The organism is Bacillus sp. FSL K6-1033 (assembly GCF_038630765.1).
GTDB lineage: Bacteria > Bacillota > Bacilli > Bacillales > Bacillaceae > Bacillus > Bacillus altitudinis.
Map to the genome: position 1 here is coordinate 672,635 of NZ_CP152041.1, position 18,063 is coordinate 690,697.

Annotated in this window: 12 protein-coding genes; 9 read left to right on the forward strand and 3 right to left on the reverse strand. The window is 42.0% G+C overall.

What is annotated here, in order from left to right; translation table 11 throughout:
• Positions 1-33: 33 nt before the first annotated feature.
• The 5 genes from MHH31_RS03365 (at position 34) to MHH31_RS03385 (ending at position 7,628) form a co-directional block, all read left to right on the forward strand.
• Positions 34-726 carry a heptaprenylglyceryl phosphate synthase gene (locus MHH31_RS03365; protein ID WP_058336465.1) on the forward strand — a complete coding sequence of 231 codons (693 nt, stop codon included), beginning with the start codon at positions 34-36 and terminating at the stop codon, positions 724-726.
• Between the two features lie 57 nt (positions 727-783).
• Positions 784-3,006, forward strand: a complete 2,223-nt coding sequence (gene pcrA, locus MHH31_RS03370) for a DNA helicase PcrA (protein ID WP_039168527.1) — start codon at positions 784-786, stop codon at positions 3,004-3,006.
• 44 nt (positions 3,007-3,050) lie between these two features.
• Positions 3,051-5,057 carry an NAD-dependent DNA ligase LigA gene (gene ligA / locus MHH31_RS03375; protein ID WP_025206875.1) on the forward strand — a complete coding sequence of 669 codons (2,007 nt, stop codon included), beginning with the start codon at positions 3,051-3,053 and terminating at the stop codon, positions 5,055-5,057.
• A gap of 42 nt (positions 5,058-5,099) precedes the next feature.
• Positions 5,100-6,260: a CamS family sex pheromone protein gene (locus tag MHH31_RS03380; RefSeq protein ID WP_223255677.1), complete on the forward strand. Its 1,161-nt coding sequence runs from the start codon at positions 5,100-5,102 to the stop codon at positions 6,258-6,260.
• Between the two features lie 360 nt (positions 6,261-6,620).
• Positions 6,621-7,628: a phosphotransferase gene (locus MHH31_RS03385; protein ID WP_058336466.1), complete on the forward strand. Its 1,008-nt coding sequence runs from the start codon at positions 6,621-6,623 to the stop codon at positions 7,626-7,628.
• 44 nt (positions 7,629-7,672) lie between these two features.
• Here MHH31_RS03385 and MHH31_RS03390 read toward each other — a convergent pair whose 3' ends face one another.
• Entirely contained in the window at positions 7,673-8,371 is a 699-nt protein-coding gene (locus MHH31_RS03390) for an MgtC/SapB family protein (RefSeq protein WP_169476135.1), read from the reverse strand.
• Positions 8,372-8,533: 162 nt separating this feature from the next.
• Complete coding sequence (putP, locus tag MHH31_RS03395) at positions 8,534-10,015, reverse strand: sodium/proline symporter PutP (protein WP_039168534.1); 1,482 nt, start codon at positions 10,013-10,015, stop codon at positions 8,534-8,536.
• A 389-nt stretch (positions 10,016-10,404) separates the two neighbouring features.
• Here putP and gatC point away from each other — a divergent pair, with 389 nt between their 5' ends.
• The 3 genes from gatC to gatB are packed head-to-tail and all read left to right on the forward strand — an operon-like array spanning position 10,405 to position 13,611.
• The gene (gene gatC, locus MHH31_RS03400; RefSeq protein WP_003213898.1) at positions 10,405-10,695 is read left to right on the forward strand and encodes an Asp-tRNA(Asn)/Glu-tRNA(Gln) amidotransferase subunit GatC; all 291 of its coding nucleotides are present in this window, start codon (positions 10,405-10,407) and stop codon (positions 10,693-10,695) included.
• Positions 10,696-10,709: 14 nt separating this feature from the next.
• Positions 10,710-12,167: an Asp-tRNA(Asn)/Glu-tRNA(Gln) amidotransferase subunit GatA gene (gatA, locus tag MHH31_RS03405; RefSeq protein ID WP_342495280.1), complete on the forward strand. Its 1,458-nt coding sequence runs from the start codon at positions 10,710-10,712 to the stop codon at positions 12,165-12,167.
• A 13-nt stretch (positions 12,168-12,180) separates the two neighbouring features.
• Positions 12,181-13,611 (forward strand): Asp-tRNA(Asn)/Glu-tRNA(Gln) amidotransferase subunit GatB, encoded by a 1,431-nt coding sequence (gene gatB, locus MHH31_RS03410; RefSeq protein ID WP_007496855.1) that lies wholly within the window; start codon positions 12,181-12,183, stop codon positions 13,609-13,611.
• A 182-nt stretch (positions 13,612-13,793) separates the two neighbouring features.
• Here gatB and MHH31_RS03415 read toward each other — a convergent pair whose 3' ends face one another.
• Positions 13,794-14,639 (reverse strand): TetR/AcrR family transcriptional regulator, encoded by an 846-nt coding sequence (locus MHH31_RS03415; RefSeq protein WP_039168537.1) that lies wholly within the window; start codon positions 14,637-14,639, stop codon positions 13,794-13,796.
• 131 nt (positions 14,640-14,770) lie between these two features.
• On the opposite strand from MHH31_RS03415, the gene MHH31_RS03420 reads away from it, so the two are divergent.
• Positions 14,771-17,998, forward strand: a complete 3,228-nt coding sequence (locus tag MHH31_RS03420; protein ID WP_159145476.1) for an efflux RND transporter permease subunit — start codon at positions 14,771-14,773, stop codon at positions 17,996-17,998.
• The last annotated feature ends 65 nt before the right edge of the window (positions 17,999-18,063 follow it).

An 18,063-nucleotide genomic window follows, 5' to 3' on the forward strand; every position in this document is an offset into this window, starting at 1 on the left:
AAATGGAATGAAACGAATGGAGGAACGTTTTTCATGTATGATGTTACCGAGTGGAAGCATGTCTTTAAACTCGATCCAAATAAAGAGATTTCCGATGAACAACTTGAAGCGATTTGTGAATCCGGTACGGATGCCATTGTGATTGGCGGAAGTGACAACGTGACAGAAGACAACGTACTGCAACTGATGTCAAAGGTGCGCCGCTTTCTTGTGCCATGTGTCCTTGAAATCTCGACACATGAGATGATTGTGCCTGGCTTTGACCTGTATTTTATCCCCACTGTGTTAAACAGCGCTCATCCTGATTGGATTGTTGGTCTGCATAAGGATGCGATGAAGGAATACGGTGATTTGATGTCAATGGAAGAGATTGTGCCGGAAGGATATGTCATCTTAAACGAAGAGTGTAAAGCGGCTAAGCTGACAGAGGCCAATACGGCACTGGATATAGATGACGTAAGGGCATATGCGAGAGTGGCAGAGCACTTGATGAAACTGCCCATCTTTTACTTAGAATACAGCGGGACGCTTGGAGACATAGAGCTTGTGAAAGAAACCAAAGCAGTGCTACATGAAACGGTTCTATTTTATGGCGGCGGTATTGAAAGCAAAGAGCAGGCGAAAGACTTTGCACAGCATGCAGACGTTGTCGTAGTGGGAAACGTCATTTATGACAATTTTAAAGAAGCGTTAAAGACAGTCGACGCAGTGAAAAAGTCATCATAGTCAAACAAGACGAAACGGGTTAAAATAGAACATAAGTTCGAATTGGCGGTGAATGAAATGAATGAAATATCAAATCATCTATTAGAAGGGCTGAATGACGCGCAGAAAGAAGCGGTCAAAGCAACAGACGGGCCGCTGCTACTGATGGCAGGAGCAGGTAGTGGAAAAACACGAGTGCTCACGCATCGAATTGCGTATTTAATGGCAGAAAAGCATGTGGCACCGTGGAATATTTTAGCGATTACCTTTACAAATAAAGCAGCAAGAGAAATGCGTGAGCGTGTACAAGCGATTTTAGGGCCTGGTGCGGATGACATTTGGATCTCTACGTTTCACAGCATGTGTGTGCGCATTTTACGACGCGATATTGACCGTATTGGTGTGAATCGCAACTTTTCTATATTAGACACATCTGATCAGCTTTCAGTCATTAAAAACATTTTAAAAGAACGAAATATCGATCCTAAAAAGTTTGATCCACGTAGCATTTTAGGTTCAATCAGTAGTGCAAAAAACGAACTCATTGACGCAGAGGAATACGCTAAAACTGCTGGTGATTTCTATGATCAAGTGGTCAGCGACGTCTACACAGATTATCAAAAACGATTACTCAAAAACCAATCACTCGATTTTGATGATCTTATTATGATGACGATTCGTCTGTTTGAGCGGATCCCTGAAGTATTAGAACACTATCAGCGAAAATTCCAATACATTCATGTCGATGAGTATCAGGATACAAACAGAGCGCAGTACATGCTTGTGAAATTGCTTGCTCAGCGTTTTCAAAATATATGTGTGGTCGGTGACTCGGATCAGTCCATCTACCGCTGGCGTGGAGCGGATATTACAAACATTCTTTCCTTTGAAAAAGATTATCCGTCCAGTGAAGTGATTTTGCTTGAGCAAAATTACAGATCGACTAAACGTATTCTGAATGCCGCAAACACGGTCATTCAAAACAATTCAAACCGTAAGCCAAAAAACCTTTGGACAGAAAATGACGAAGGAGCGAAGATTGCCTATTACCGCGCAGATAATGAATTCGGTGAAGGTCAATTTGTCGCTGGAAAGATTCGTCAGCTTCATCAGAGCGGCAAACGTAAGTTATCTGATTTTGCGATCCTCTATCGAACGAACGCTCAGTCACGTGTCATAGAGGAAACGTTAATGAAGGCAAACATTCAATACAACATCGTCGGCGGCACGAAGTTCTATGACAGAAAAGAGATCAAGGACATTTTGGCTTACTTACGCCTTGTGTCAAATCCAGATGACGACATTAGTTTTGCGCGCATTGTCAACGTACCAAAGCGTGGAATTGGGGCGACTTCTGTTGATAAAATTGCCGCATACGCAGAAATGAATGATCTCTCTATGTTTGAAGCACTTGGTCAGGTGGATTTCATTGGACTCAGTGCAAGAGCAGCCAATGCACTTGATGAGTTCAAACAGCTCATTGATCAAATGACAAATATGCAGGATTATTTATCTGTCACAGAATTAACGGAAGAGATCCTAGAGAAAACAGGTTACCGTGAAGCGCTGAAGATCGAAAAAACGATTGAAGCACAAAGCCGTTTAGAAAATATTGACGAGTTTCTATCGGTCACTAAAAACTTTGAAGAACAAAATGAAGATAAATCACTTGTCACCTTCTTGACAGACCTCGCCCTCGTCGCAGACATTGATAAGCTGGATGAGGCTGAGGAAGAAGATCAGGATGCGGTCATTTTAATGACGCTTCACGCAGCAAAAGGACTTGAATTCCCTGTTGTGTTCTTAATGGGCATGGAGGAAGGCGTCTTCCCGCACAGCCGTTCATTAATGGAAGATGCCGAGATGGAAGAAGAGCGCCGTCTTGCTTATGTAGGGATCACACGGGCCGAAGAAGAGCTTTATTTATCAAGTGCGAAGATGAGAACGTTATTCGGCCGGACGAACATGAATCTGGAATCACGATTTATCAGAGAAATACCAGCTGATTTATTGGACAACCTAAATGAGAAAAAAGAAACGAAAACACCGTTTGGCCAAACGAGAGAAAGACCGCAAAGACGAGGGCCTGTCTCACGTCCCCAAACGCAAACCATTCAAAACACAGGCGGCGGCAGCATTGGCTGGGCTGTCGGTGATAAAGCCGCTCATAAAAAATGGGGCGTTGGCACGGTTGTGAGTGTAAAAGGTAGTGGGGATAGTACAGAGCTTGATATTGCCTTCCCAAGCCCTACAGGCATTAAGCGTCTCCTTGCCGCATTTGCGCCAATCGAAAAGCAATAAACTGATAGGACTGACAAAACGGATGAAGTGAAAGGAAGAAGCAGATGGATAAAGAAGCAGCGAAACGCCGGATCGAGGAACTACACCAGATTTTGAATCAATACAACTACGAATATCACACACTGGATCGTCCAAGTGTTCCTGACGCTGAATATGATGCGCGGATGCGTGAGCTGATTTCTCTGGAGGAAGAATACCCTGATTTAAAAGCAGCGGATTCACCCTCGCAAAGAGTAGGAGGTGCTGTTTTAGACGCCTTCCAAAAAGTACGTCACGGTACACCGATGCTCAGTCTAGGGAATGCGTTTCATGAACAGGACCTTCTTGATTTTGACCGCCGGGTTCGTCAAGCAGTCGGTGACGACGTCGCTTACAATGTCGAGCTGAAAATTGACGGACTCGCTGTTTCTCTCCGTTATGAAAATGGCGTGTTTGTCCGGGGGGCCACGCGGGGTGATGGGACAACAGGTGAGGATATTACCGAGAACCTCAAAACCATTCGTTCCATCCCGCTCAAAATCAATCGGCCTCTGTCGATTGAAGTGAGAGGCGAGGCATTTATGCCAAAACCTTCTTTTGAAGCCCTTAACGAAAAAAGATTACAAAACGAAGAAGAGCCGTTTGCGAACCCGCGTAATGCGGCTGCTGGCTCACTTCGTCAGCTTGATACGAAAATTGCAGCGAAACGAAACCTTGATATCTTCGTCTACAGTATAGCGGAGCTTGATGAAATTGGTGTTGAAACGCAAAGCGCAGGACTTGATCTTCTCGATGAGCTTGGCTTTAAAACGAACAAAGAAAGACGGATGTGCCAAACCATTGAAGAAGTGATCGACCTCATTGAAACACTGAAAACAAAGCGTGCTGATTTCTCATACGAAATCGATGGCATTGTCATTAAAGTCAATTCATTGGCTCAGCAAGAAGAACTAGGCTTCACAGCAAAAAGTCCACGCTGGGCTGTTGCGTACAAATTTCCGGCCGAAGAAGTCGTGACGAAGCTGATTGATATTGAACTAAGTGTGGGGCGTACTGGCGTCATCACCCCAACAGCGATTCTTGAGCCTGTAAAAGTGGCAGGGACGACAGTGCAACGTGCATCTCTTCATAATGAAGATTTGATCAAAGAAAAGGATATCCGCCTTTTTGATCAAGTGATTGTCAAAAAAGCGGGCGATATTATCCCAGAGGTTGCAGGGGTCCTTGTTGATCAGCGAACAGGAGAAGAAAAGCCGTTTCACATGCCGACTGAATGTCCAGAGTGTCAAAGTGAGCTGGTCAGAATTGAAGGAGAAGTGGCGCTTCGGTGCATCAATCCACAATGCCCCGCTCAAATACGTGAAGGACTCATTCACTTTGTGTCTCGTAATGCGATGAATATTGATGGGCTAGGCGAGCGAGTCATTACACAACTTTTCAAAGAACAGCTTGTCTCTCGTGTATCAGACCTTTACCGCTTAACAAAAGAAGAGTTGATTCAGCTAGAACGAATGGGCGAAAAATCAGTCGATAATTTACTGCGTTCGATCGAGCAATCGAAAGAAAACTCTCTTGAACGTTTATTATTTGGACTTGGTATTCGATTTATTGGTTCTAAAGCAGCGAAGACGTTGGCCATGCACTTTGAGGATATCGATCAGTTAAAACAAGCAACGAAAGAACAATTACTTGAAGTAGATGAAATTGGTGAAAAAATGGCCGATGCAGTCGTCACGTACTTTGAGAAAGAAGAAATACTAGATCTGCTAAATGAACTAAAAGAACTTGGGGTCAATATGACCTACACTGGGCCAAAACCGGTGAAAGTAGAAGAAAGTGATTCCTACTTTGCAGGAAAAACGATTGTGCTGACGGGGAAATTAGAAGAAATGTCTCGTAATGATGCAAAGGCAGCGATCGAAGCATTAGGCGGCAAGTTAGCAGGTAGCGTAAGTAAAAAAACAGACTTAGTCATTGCCGGCGAAGCAGCTGGAAGTAAGCTGACAAAGGCAGAAGAACTCAATATTGAAATTTGGGACGAAGCCAAAATGCTCGAGGAGCTAAAGAAATAAGAGGAGTGTTTTCTATTGAAAAAGTTGCTATTGCTGCTGACAATGCTCACACTGGTATTGTCAGCGTGTGCACCTTTTGGGGGAAAGGATGAGGAAGAGGTCACACAAAAAACGGATGAAACGAAAGAAACAGCGATCATCCCAATGTACAACATCTCTGATTCCTATTACAAAATGGTGCTGCCGTTTAAACAAGGAGCGGCAAGAGGACTAACAGCAGAGCGTCTCAATACACGCTTAGACATTGATGAATTTGAAACAGGGCTCATGCGCCTGGCAACAGAATCATTCAATACAAACGACTATTTGTTCCAAGAAGGACAGCATTTAGATGAAGATACTGTTCTCAGCTGGCTTGCCCGCAAAAAAACAGGCAGTGATCTGAAAAAAGCTGAAAAAGAAGACAAAGACTTTAAGAACTTAGGCTTAAACCCTGCTCTTCCAAACTCAGGTTCAACAAAGTCAAAAAATGAAAATAGTCCAATCTACTTAGCTTCCATGCTAGAACATAATTACTTAATCAGAAAAGATAAAAATAGCTTACAGCTTGGCGGGGTTGTCATCGGTCTTGCGCTTAACTCTGTCTATTATTATCGCGAAAATATCGGGGATCCTCAGCAAGAGGTGACCATCGATTCATCGAAAAATTCAAAGAAACTTTTAGCAGAGGGCGAAAAAATTGCGGAACAAGTCATTAAACGCCTTCGTCAAATGGACGGACTGCAAAAAGTCCCAGTCATGATTGCTCTTTATAAACAAGCACCAAAATCATCTATTGTTCCAGGAAACTTCATCGCTAAAACCGATGTAAAAGCAGGATCAGCTGATATTGGCAGTTGGGATACGATTAAAGAAGAGAATGTCTTCTTCCCTTCAGATAATGCCAAGAGCAGCTACAAAGATGATTCAGAGCGATTTGACCGCTTCAAGACAAAGGTAGAAGACTACTTCCCGAATTACACAGGTGTGGTAGGCAAAGGTTTCTATAAAAACGGGAACTTGCAAAAAATGAAAGTAGAAATTCCAATGCAATTCTACGGAAAAACAGAAGTCGTGGCATTCACGCAATACTTAACAGGTGAAGTCATGGATTACTATAAGAGCACCAATATAGAAATCAACATCACCTCTTCTGATCAGCAAGAAGCCCTCATCACAAAAAATGCTGAAGACAAAGAACCAACGGTCCATATATATGACTAAATAAAAACCGCCTTTTGGCGGTTTTTAGCGTGTAGACAAACCCTCGCATTCTTTGTCAGTCCTGCGTGCTGGTGCTCACGAATGTGAAATTCGCTCCGCGCCAGTACTCGTCCTTCCTAGACTTCAAAGGTTTTCTATCACGCTGAAAAGAAGACAAAGGGCTAAAATCAAGTTCAATTTCGCCCTTTGTCAACCATCTGAAAACCGCCTTTTGGCGGTTTTTTATTTCTAATTAGAGGAATTTTTCAACTTTTGTCAAAGTATGTGAAGAAACCAAAAGGAAAGGCAGGTATGTTGATGCTCGAATAAATGCTGATTACCGTCATGTATAAGTAAAAAGACGATAAAAGGAGAATCAGCATGCATAAAGAAGTAAAAGCACGATACGATGAACAAATGGTCTTAAAGAAAGCGGCTCTACTCTATCATTTTCAGCCAGAACAGGTCACATTTCTAGCCGATGCAGAAAATTATGTGTATGAATATACGGATGAAAAAGGGTCAAGTTATATATTGAAAATTACCCATACCATTCGCCGCTCAAGCACATATATTCTAGGAGAAATGGACTGGATTCGGTATTTATCTCAACATGGAATCTCAGTAGCTAAACCGGTTTTATCCGCAAGAGGAAAAGATGTTGAAGCGATTCCCGATCAAGCAGGAGGCGCTTTTTTGCTGAGAGTGTACGAAAAGGCGCCCGGCAGAAAAGTGACCGAAGCAGATTGGAATGGACTGTTGTTTCAAGCGTTAGGAGCCTATACTGGGCGTATGCATCAAACGACTAAACAATATCAAGTGAAAGATCCTCGCTATAAGCGTCAAGAGTGGTATGAGGAGGAGCAATTAAAGCTTGAAACGTATATTCCTTCTGATCAAACGGTTGTGTTGCAGAGAAAAGATGAACTGATGCAAAAGCTTCACCAGCTCCGAATATCCAAGGATGTCTATGGACTGGTGCATGCGGATTTACATCACGGGAACTTCCATTATCATCAGGGAGAAATCATTGCATTTGATTTTGATGATTGTGGGTATCACTGGTTTATCAATGATATAAGCATTTTGCTATACAACGTTCTTTGGTATCCGGTGATTCCGTATGAGGATAAAGCTGAATTTACGGGTGAATTTATGAGCCATTTTCTCAAAGGCTATCGACAGGAGAATGAGCTTGATGACGCATGGCTGGCGACAATACCAGATTTCCTTATGCTGCGTCATATGCTTATTTATGGGCTTTTACATCAAGCATTTGATCTCCGAACACTAAGCGCTGACGAAAGTGCCATGCTGGCGCGTTTTCGAAAGGAGATTGAGGACAAAACCCCAATTACGCCTTTTGACTTTCATCAGCTAACAACATAAATAGAAAGCCCCTTGCTGTTTCACATAGCAAGGGGCTTTCTATCCTAAACCGTATCACACTTCACACCAACAACGCCTTCTAAATCTTTAATATCAAAGTACACATCGGTTGTATAGCGGTCTTTATGTACGCGAACACGTACTTCCATGATCGGATAGTCCTTTTCCTTTAAATCATCAATACGTACAGAATGAATGCGAATATTGAGTGCTTTCATTTCTTTTAAAATCTCTGTCATGCGGTTTCGATCAGAAAGTGACATTCTGATGCGGATTTCTTTTTCCTGTAAGCGAATGGGTCCAATCCGCTGGAAGAGCCAAGGTAAAAATTCCACACTGACAAGAATAAAGAAAAGACTAAGGAAGGCTTCTTTATAAAAACCTGCACCTGTTGCAACCCCAAGTCCTGCTGCTCCCCAAATCATCGCAGATGTCGTAAGGCCTGAGATGACGTCATTGCTTTTGCGAAGAATCACACCTGCTCCAATAAAACCAACACCAGATATAATTTGCGCCGGTAACCTGAGTGGGTCCATTTGAAGCTTAGAGACTCGAGGGAAATTGTAGGCTGCATCAATGCTGATGATGGTTAATACGCAGGAGCTGACAGCAATGACAATACACGTTTTCAGCCCAAGCGGCTTTTTCTTAAGTTCGCGTTCAAGACCGATGATCAAACCGATTAAGGTGGCAACGGCTAATTTTAAGACCGTATCCCATTCAATTGTCCAAAACATGCGTATCGCTCCTTTCACTTCATGTACGTTTCACATCATGTATATGATCTTCTCACAGCCCATATGGCTGCACAACTTCTATTTTATTCAGAAACGGGAGAAAGAAAAGCATTTTATTTAAAAATAAAGAGAGTCATCCGCATAATGCAGATGACTCCTCATGTCTGGTTATTTTGTTTCTTCTTCGAGATGGTCTTCCATTTTGCTAAATAGCTTTTTAGAAGCTTTAGACGGTTTATTTGTTAAGAGGCTGACAATAATAGCAGTCAAACCACTTAAAATAAATCCAGGAACCATTTCGTACAATCCAGTCGTGTTGTTTAAGCCTGTTGAAATCCAAACGAGAACGACAACAGCCCCAACAATCATTCCGGCTAAAGCGCCATGATGATTCATTCGTTTCCAGTATAGACATAACAAGATGACTGGACCGAATGAAGATCCAAATCCAGCCCAAGCATAACCGACAAGGTCAAGAATAGTATCACTTGGGTTTAGAGAGAGACCAATGGCAACAATCGCTACGACTAGTACAGAGATACGTCCAATCATCACAAGTTCTTTGTCAGAGGCTTTTCTTCTAAAGAACGTACGGTATAAATCCTCTGTCATCGCACTTGCAGTGACAAGCAGCTGAGAAGAAATTGAACTCATAATTGCAGCTAAAATGGCAGAAAGTAAAAATCCAGTAATATATGGATGGAATAACACTTTAGAAAACACAATAAAGATGGTTTCTGGGTCCGCCAAAGTGGTGCTTGTTTCATGAACATACGCCACGCCGACTAAACCGACAGATAGTGAACCAATGACAGACACAATCATCCAGCTCATACCGATACGACGTGCTGGCTTTAAATCTTTTACAGTCGTAATCGCCATAAAGCGAACAATAATGTGCGGCTGTCCAAAGTAACCGAGTCCCCAAGCGAGGAAGGAAATAATGCCAATGACGCTCGTTCCTCTAAAAATATCAAGCAATTTAGGGTCAATCTGTTGAATATCATTGAATGTGGCAACAGGTCCACCTAATTGAGTAAAGGCAACGATCGGCACGAGCACTAATGCTAAAAACATAATAGCTCCTTGAACAAAATCAGTTAAACTAACTGCCAAAAAGCCGCCGAATAGTGTGTACAAAATCACGATACTAGAAGTTAAGATTAAACCAAACATATAATGAGCACCAAACGCTGATTCAAATAAGCGTCCGCCTGATACCATACCTGATGAGGTGTAAAGCGTAAAGAAAATCATAATGATGACAGCTGAGACAGCTTTCAATAAAGTAGATGAGTCTTTAAACCGTTTGTCAAAAAAGTCTGGAATGGTAATCGCATCATCAGCAACTTCTGTATACGATCTCAATCGTGGCGCTAGGAAAAGATAGTTTAAGTAAGCCCCACTAATTAAACCAACAGCAAGCCATCCAGATGAAAGACCGGTTGTATACATAGCGCCTGGAAGCCCCATCAGCATCCACCCACTCATATCAGCTGCACCAGCAGATAGAGCCGTTACATAAGGACCTAACCCGCGTCCGCCTAACATATAATCATTCAAGTCATTTGTTTTTCTGAATGCATACCAGCCAATGGCAAGCATTCCAATAAAATAAATAGATAGAGAAATTACAATCTCAATACTCATGTTTCCATATCACCTTTTTCGTATTAATTTGACATCACCTCAATCAAAATATACAAAGAACAGCCTATTGAACTGTCTGCTCACTGCTATGGTTACTTAACCTATCAGAGTATTCCCAAGTGATCAACCTTCTTAAACATCCTCATCAGACAAAAAAATACGTGTATGCGTGATAAGCGTCTATATGTAAGCGCTTACCCAATTAAATAAAAGAAAAAATTTTCTGAAAAATAAAAAGTCACCTTGATGAATATTTTAGACAATAGTGGACAAAGCCTTTCTGGGCGACCTCGTAAAGTTGCTTTAGAACAGTAAAATTTGATATGATAAAGTGTATATGACTTATGATCATGACCACGAACACGTATCATTTTTGGAGGTGAACCTGCATGTCAAGAATTTCAATAGAAGAAGTAAAGCATGTTGCGCATTTGGCACGGCTTGCGATTACAGAAGAAGAAGCTGAGATGTTTACAGAACAGCTTGATAGCATCATTTCATTTGCAGAGCAGTTAAACGAGGTAGATACGGAAAACGTTGAACCAACAACACACGTATTAAAAATGAAAAACGTCATGAGAGAAGATGTTCCGAATAAAGGTCTTTCTATTGAGGCAGTCATCAAAAACGCGCCTGATCATAAAGACGGCTATATTCGTGTGCCATCAATTTTGGACTAAAGGAGGCCTGAGGCATGTCACTGTTTGACCACAAAATTTCTGAATTAAAAGAGCTTTTACATAAAAAGGAACTGTCTGTTTCTGATTTAGTGGGCGAGTCTTATAAACGAATCCATGAAGTAGACGGGAAAGTACAAGCATTCCTAGCGCTGGACGAAGAGAAAGCACGTGCGTACGCAAAGGAATTGGACGAGGCCGTTGGTGAAAAGGACGAGCTTGGTCTATTGTTCGGTATGCCGATCGGTGTCAAAGATAACATCGTGACGAAAGATTTACGTACAACGGCATCAAGTAAAATCTTGCAAAACTTCGATCCTATTTACGATGCAACCGTTGTGAACCGCTTAAGAGAAGCGGAAGCTGTCACAATCGGTAAATTAAACATGGACGAATTTGCGATGGGATCTTCTACGGAGAACTCAGGCTTCAAAGCAACGAAAAACCCGTGGAATTTAAATACAGTTCCAGGTGGGTCAAGTGGTGGCTCAGCAGCATCTGTTGCAGCTGGAGAAGTACCATTCTCTCTTGGATCAGATACAGGCGGCTCCATTCGCCAGCCGGCATCATTCTGTGGTGTTGTTGGTCTTAAACCAACGTATGGCCGTGTATCTAGATACGGTTTAATCGCATTTGCTTCATCATTAGATCAAATTGGGCCGATTACGCGTAATGTTGAGGACAACGCATATGTTCTTCAAGCGATTTCTGGTGTTGATCAAATGGACGCAACGAGTGCAAATGTCGATGTCCCAGATTTTCTTTCTTCATTAACTGGCGACATCAAAGGCTTGAAAATCGCTGTGCCAAAAGAATATCTTGGCGAAGGTGTTGGCGAAGAAGCAAAAGAGTCTGTTCTTCAAGCATTGAAAGTATTAGAAGGACTTGGTGCGACATGGGAAGAAGTGTCTCTTCCGCATTCTAAATATGCGCTTGCGACGTACTACTTACTGTCGTCTTCAGAAGCATCTGCAAACCTTGCGCGTTTTGACGGTATTCGCTATGGCTACCGTACAGACAATGCAGACAACCTGATTGATTTATATAAAAATACCCGTTCTGAAGGCTTTGGAGACGAAGTGAAACGCCGCATCATGCTTGGCACATTCGCTCTAAGCTCAGGATATTACGATGCATACTATAAAAAGGCGCAAAAAGTCCGTACGCTGATCAAAAAAGACTTTGAAGATGTTTTCGAAAAGTATGATGTCATTGTAGGACCAACAACACCGACTCCGGCATTTAACATTGGTGAAAAGACAAGCGATCCACTCACAATGTATGCAAACGATATTTTAACGATCCCTGTTAACCTTGCAGGCGTTCCAGGAATCAGTGTGCCTTGTGGATTTGCAAATGGTCTTCCGTTAGGACTGCAAATCATCGGTAAACACTTTGATGAAGGAACGGTTTACCGCGTGGCTCACGCTTTCGAACAAGCAACAGATCATCATAAAGCAAAACCTGAACTGTAAGGGGTGAATCAGAATGAACTTTGAAACGGTAATTGGACTTGAAGTCCACGTAGAGCTCAAAACACAATCAAAAATTTTCTCAAGCTCACCGACGCCTTTTGGTGCGGCTGCCAATACGCAAACAAGTGTCATCGATCTTGGTTATCCTGGCGTACTGCCTGTGCTGAACAAAGAAGCGGTGAACTTTGCCATGAAAGCAGCAATGGCACTGAACTGTGAGATTGCAACTGATACAAAATTTGACCGTAAAAACTATTTCTATCCTGATAACCCAAAGGCGTATCAAATTTCTCAATTTGATAAACCGATCGGTGAAAACGGCTGGATTGAAATTGAAGTAGACGGCAAGACAAAACGAATTGGTATTACACGTCTTCATTTGGAAGAGGATGCAGGAAAACTGACGCACACAGGCGACGGTTATTCACTCGTCGATTTCAACCGTCAAGGTACACCACTTGTTGAAATCGTATCTGAGCCTGACATTCGTACGCCAGAAGAAGCGTATGCTTACTTAGAAAAATTAAAATCCATTATTCAATATACAGGCGTCTCTGACTGTAAGATGGAAGAAGGCTCACTGCGCTGTGATGCCAACATTTCTCTTCGTCCAATCGGCCGTGAAGAATTTGGAACGAAAACAGAGCTCAAGAACTTGAACTCATTCGCATTCGTCCAAAAAGGTCTTGAGTTCGAAGAAAAACGCCAAGAGCAAGTATTGCTTTCTGGCGGATTGATCGAACAAGAAACTCGCCGCTATGACGAGGCGTCTAAAAAGACGATCCTCATGCGTGTCAAAGAAGGTTCTGATGATTACCGCTACTTCCCAGAACCAGATTTAGTGGAGCTGTATATTGATGACGAGTGGAAAGAACGCGTAAGAGCATCCATTCCAGAGCTTCCAGACGAGCGCCGCAAACGCTACATTGATGAACTTGGACTTCCTGCATATGACGCAATGGTACTGACGCTGACAAAAGAAATGTCTGATTTCTTTGAAGCGACCATTTCAGAAGGTGCTGAAGCGAAGCAAGCATCAAACTGGCTCATGGGTGAAGTATCTGCCTACTTGAACTCGGCTCAAAAAGAGCTGGAAGATACGAAGCTAACGCCGCAAGGACTGGCTGGCATGATCAAGCTTATCGAAAAAGGAACGATTTCTTCTAAGATTGCCAAAAAGGTATTTAAAGAACTTATCGAAAATGGGGGCGACGCAGAAACAATCGTCAAAGAAAAAGGACTTGTCCAAATTTCTGACGAAGGTGCACTGCTCAAACTTGTCACAGAAGCTCTTGATAACAACCCGCAATCCATTGAAGACTTCAAAAATGGAAAAGACCGCGCAATTGGTTTCTTAGTCGGACAAATCATGAAAGCATCGAAGGGCCAAGCAAACCCGCCGATGGTCAACAAGATTCTTCTCGAAGAAATCAAAAAACGTTAAATCGCAAAAACCGCCTCATGGAAGAGGCGGTTTTTTTGTTGATGGACATGACAGGGTCTTATCACAGATTCAGACCACCGCCGTATATCAATTCATTGGTTCTTTTTTTATAATGAAGCATAAGCTTTAGCACATATTCGAAGGGGATAAAGGTGAACTAAAGTGAACATCGCCACGTATTGTCATTGGAGGAATAGCTTCAATTGTTCCACAGCTCTTTGGACAGCGGAGTCCTCACACGTTTCTAAATTTGTCAGCATCCCTTGAATGACCGGCTTGCGAGGCTCAGCTTTGGCCAATTCTTCTTCAATAACTTCAATAGATACAAGGGTATCATCCGAAAGCAGATGCTCAGATTTTAACAATCGAAGCTCTTCTTGAAGAGTAGCGGCATTTGGCGCTTCATCATCCCAAATGTTTTGCTTCAGAATCGGCTTCGCATGAGAACGAAGAAGCCCATGAACCAAATCATCAAATCGGTCAAGAATAAAGGATGAGAGCTCATCACATGATAATTGCATCTGATCTTGTAAAAGCAGTACTTGCACATAAGATTGGATGATTCCTTGAATCATGACTGACAGGTCAGTTATATATGGTTCGATCTCCTGTCCATACGTGGTCAAAATAGAAATTTGGATTTCATCATTCATCTGCTTTTTAACCGTTTTGGAATACTTTTTAATTTGCTGGTTTTCCGGAATAATGTTCTCGCTGAGGATCAAAATGATAAAATCCTTGTTCTCAGCAAAGTGCTGGAACTGTTCAGCGATTTGTTTCTGAAAGATATCTCTAGGCGCAAGATGTTGATTTTCTTTTCGAATCTTTTCAATACTTTGCATAGACGTGTCGATATAATATTCAAACGCTCTGTTGAAAAGCTGTTCTTTTGATTTGAAATGCAAATAAAATGCACCTTTAGAAATTCCGCATTCATCTGCAATTTCCTGAATGGTCGTAGAAGAAAAACCTTTTTTCGCAAACAACTGAATGCTTGCTTTAATGATTTTTTCTTTTTTTTCGTTCATGAAATAAGGCCCCTTCAGCTTTAGAATGTTACGTCAAACGCAAGTGAAATGGTTGACGGCATTGTATATCACCGTTTATTATGATATAGAATGACCAGTCAGTCAATACATAAAGGAAAATGGAGGACATAATGAATTCGATCATCAATTTTGTATTAAAGAACAAGTTCGCTGTATGGCTCATGACGATTATCGTAACAGTTGCTGGTCTATATGCCGGATTGAATATGAAACAAGAATCAATCCCGAATATCAACACTCCAGTCATTACGGTTTCTACAACGTATCCTGGCGCAACGCCGGACGAAGTATCAGATAAGGTGACAGATCCAATTGAGAAGTCGATACAAAATCTCAATGGGGTGAATGTGGTCACTTCTAATTCTTTTGAAAATGCCTCATCGATTCAAATCGAGTACGATTACAATAAAGATATGGATGAAGCAAAGAAGGAAATTGAAGATGCCATTAGCAATATCAATTTCCCAGAAAATGCAGAAAAACCAAAAATCGCACGTTTTAGCATCAATGCGATTCCAATCTTAGCTCTTAGTGTCTCCGGTGATAAAGAATCATTACAAGACCTGACACAAAAAGTGGAAAATGACCTTATTCCTTCTCTTCAAGGTTTAGATGGTGTCTCTTCTGTCGAAGCTTCTGGACAACAAATCAAAGAAGTAGAATTTTCTTTTAAACAAAAGAAATTAAAGGAATATGGTTTAGATGAAGAAACTGTCCAAAACATGATCAAAGGCTCTGATGTCAATGTACCTTTAGGGTTATACACATTTGGCAACAAGCAAAAATCAGTCGTAGTGGATGGCAATATTTTAAGTGTTAAAGATTTGAAAAACATGCGAATTCCTGTTACACCAAGTGCAAGCGGCGGTGCGGGAAGCGCAGGAGCTGGGGCGTCTTCTAGCGGCTCAGGAAATGCAGGAGCTCAAGGTGCTGATCAACAGGCTGGAAGTGCAAGTCAGCAGCAGGCAGCAGCAGCTCAGCAGCAAACTGGTACAGGTGCAGCAAGCGGTCAATCGGTAGAGCTGCCGACGATCAAACTTTCTGAGATTGCAGATATTAAAGTCGTAAAAGATGCAGAATCGATTTCTAGAACGAACGGAAAAGACAGTATCGGTCTGCAAATTGTCAAAGGCTCTGATGCCAACACAGTGAGTGTAGCAGAAGCAGTCACAAAAGAACTTGAAACATTCAAAAAAGACAATAAAGGAATCAAAGTCAGCACGACATATGATCAAGCAGAGCCGATTAAAGAATCTGTCAGCACAATGCTGAACAAGGCGATCATCGGAGCAATCTTTGCGATCATTATCATCATGTTGTTCCTTCGAGATATCAAATCAACATTAATTTCGGTCATCTCTATTCCGTTATCCCTGTTGATTGCTGTTTTATTATTAAATCAGCTAGATATCACATTAAATATCATGACACTTGGTGCCATGACAGTCGCCATTGGACGTGTTGTCGATGACTCGATTGTCGTCATAGAAAACATCTATCGACGAATGGCGTTAAAAGATGAACCGTTAAAAGGCAAAGCACTCGTTAGAGAAGCAACAAAAGAAATGTTTATTCCGATTATGTCTTCGACGATTGTCACAATTGCGGTATTCTTGCCATTAGCGCTAGTGGGTGGAATGATTGGTGAACTATTCATCCCATTTGCATTAACCATTGTGTTTGCTCTAATGGCTTCACTACTTGTCGCCATTACAATCGTTCCAATGATGGCTCACAGCCTATTTAAAAAGAACCTGTACGGAAAAGCGAAAAAGGTAAAAGAACACAAACCAAGCAAACTTGCTGGTGGTTATAGACGTGTACTCAATTGGACATTGAACCATAAATGGATCACGTCAGGAATTGCAATTCTGATGCTGATCGGAAGCTTATTCCTCGCACCACTTGTCGGTGTCAGCTTCTTACCACAGGAAGCAGAAAAAACGGCAATGGTGACATACACGCCAGAGCCTGGACAAACAAGAGAACAAGCCATTGCTGAAACGAAAAAGGCAGAAGATTACTTAATGAAACGTGATCATGTCAATACGGTTCAATATTCATTAGGCTCTTCAAATGCACTGACAGCAAGTGTTGGTGGAAACTCTAACGGTGCATTATTCTTCGTACAATACGACGATGACACACCGAACTTTGATAAAGAAAAAGATCGTGTGGTTAAAGCCCTTCAAGACAAAACGTCTAAAGGAGAATGGAAATCACAAGACTTCTCATCTGCTGGCGCAAGCAATACAGTGACGTACTATGTGTACGGTGACAAAGCAAGTGATATTGAAGGCACAGTCAAAGATGTCGAGAACATTTTAAAAGATGAGAAGAACTTGAAAAACGTCAGCACAAGCTTATCTGAGAAGTATGACGAATATACGTTTAATGCAGATCAAGAAAAACTGGCGAAACTAGGCTTGACCGCTTCACAAATCGCACAGGCGATCGCTCCTCAAAGTAATGAAACAACGTTGACGAAAGTAACAGAGGACGGCAAAGAACTAGATGTGAAGCTTCAAACGGAAAAAGATGAATACAAGAGTAAAAAAGATCTAGAGAATAAAAAGATCACAACACCAACAGGACAACAAGTCCGAATTGGCGATGTGGTGAAAGTGAAAGATGGCACAACAGCAAACACTGTGACAAAGCGTGATGGGAAGATTTACGCTGAAGTATCTGGTGACATGACAACAGACGACGTATCAAGTGTGACACAAGATGTCCAGAAGAAAGTTGACAAGCTTGATTTAAAATCTGGCGTTACGATTGATACAGGCGGTGTAAGTGCGGATATTGAGGAATCCTTTACACAGCTAGGACTCGCAATGCTTGCAGCGATTGCTATTGTATACCTCGTTCTCGTCATTACATTTGGCGGAGGTCTTGCACCATTTGCGATTCTGTTCTCACTTCCATTTACGATTATTGGTGCACTCGTTGGATTGTTTGTAGCGAAAGAAACCATCAGTTTAAATGCCATGATTGGATTGCTGATGCTGATCGGAATCGTTGTAACAAATGCCATTGTCTTGATTGACCGAGTGATTCATAAAGAAAAAGAAGGACTTTCAACAAGAGAAGCCTTACTTGAAGCAGGTACAACAAGATTACGCCCAATCTTAATGACGGCACTTGCGACAATTGGTGCATTGCTGCCACTCGCATTAGGTTTTGAAGGCGGAAGTCAAATCGTATCAAAAGGACTTGGCGTCACCGTTATTGGCGGTTTAACAAGTTCTACACTTCTCACATTGGTCATCGTGCCAATCGTGTATGAAATCTTAAGCAAGTTTAGACGTAAGAAAAAGTACGCTGAAGAAGAGTAAGAGGAAGCCCCGCTCATGAGTGGGGCTTCAGCGTGTAGACAAACCCTCGCATTCTTTGTCAGTCC

Excerpts from the sequence above, each read along its gene's own strand:
- gatB (WP_007496855.1), top strand. The coding sequence starts at position 12,181 with ATGAACTTTGAAACGGTAATTGGACTTGAAGTCCACGTAGAGCTCAAA.
- gatA (WP_342495280.1), top strand. The coding sequence starts at position 10,710 with ATGTCACTGTTTGACCACAAAATTTCTGAATTAAAAGAGCTTTTACAT.
- ligA (WP_025206875.1), top strand. The coding sequence starts at position 3,051 with ATGGATAAAGAAGCAGCGAAACGCCGGATCGAGGAACTACACCAGATT.
- MHH31_RS03380 (WP_223255677.1), top strand. The coding sequence starts at position 5,100 with ATGCTCACACTGGTATTGTCAGCGTGTGCACCTTTTGGGGGAAAGGAT.
- MHH31_RS03365 (WP_058336465.1), top strand. The coding sequence starts at position 34 with ATGTATGATGTTACCGAGTGGAAGCATGTCTTTAAACTCGATCCAAAT.
- MHH31_RS03385 (WP_058336466.1), top strand. The coding sequence starts at position 6,621 with ATGCATAAAGAAGTAAAAGCACGATACGATGAACAAATGGTCTTAAAG.
- MHH31_RS03415 (WP_039168537.1), bottom strand. The coding sequence starts at position 14,639 with ATGAACGAAAAAAAAGAAAAAATCATTAAAGCAAGCATTCAGTTGTTT.
- putP (WP_039168534.1), bottom strand. The coding sequence starts at position 10,015 with ATGAGTATTGAGATTGTAATTTCTCTATCTATTTATTTTATTGGAATG.
- gatC (WP_003213898.1), top strand. The coding sequence starts at position 10,405 with ATGTCAAGAATTTCAATAGAAGAAGTAAAGCATGTTGCGCATTTGGCA.
- MHH31_RS03420 (WP_159145476.1), top strand. The coding sequence starts at position 14,771 with ATGAATTCGATCATCAATTTTGTATTAAAGAACAAGTTCGCTGTATGG.
- pcrA (WP_039168527.1), top strand. The coding sequence starts at position 784 with ATGAATGAAATATCAAATCATCTATTAGAAGGGCTGAATGACGCGCAG.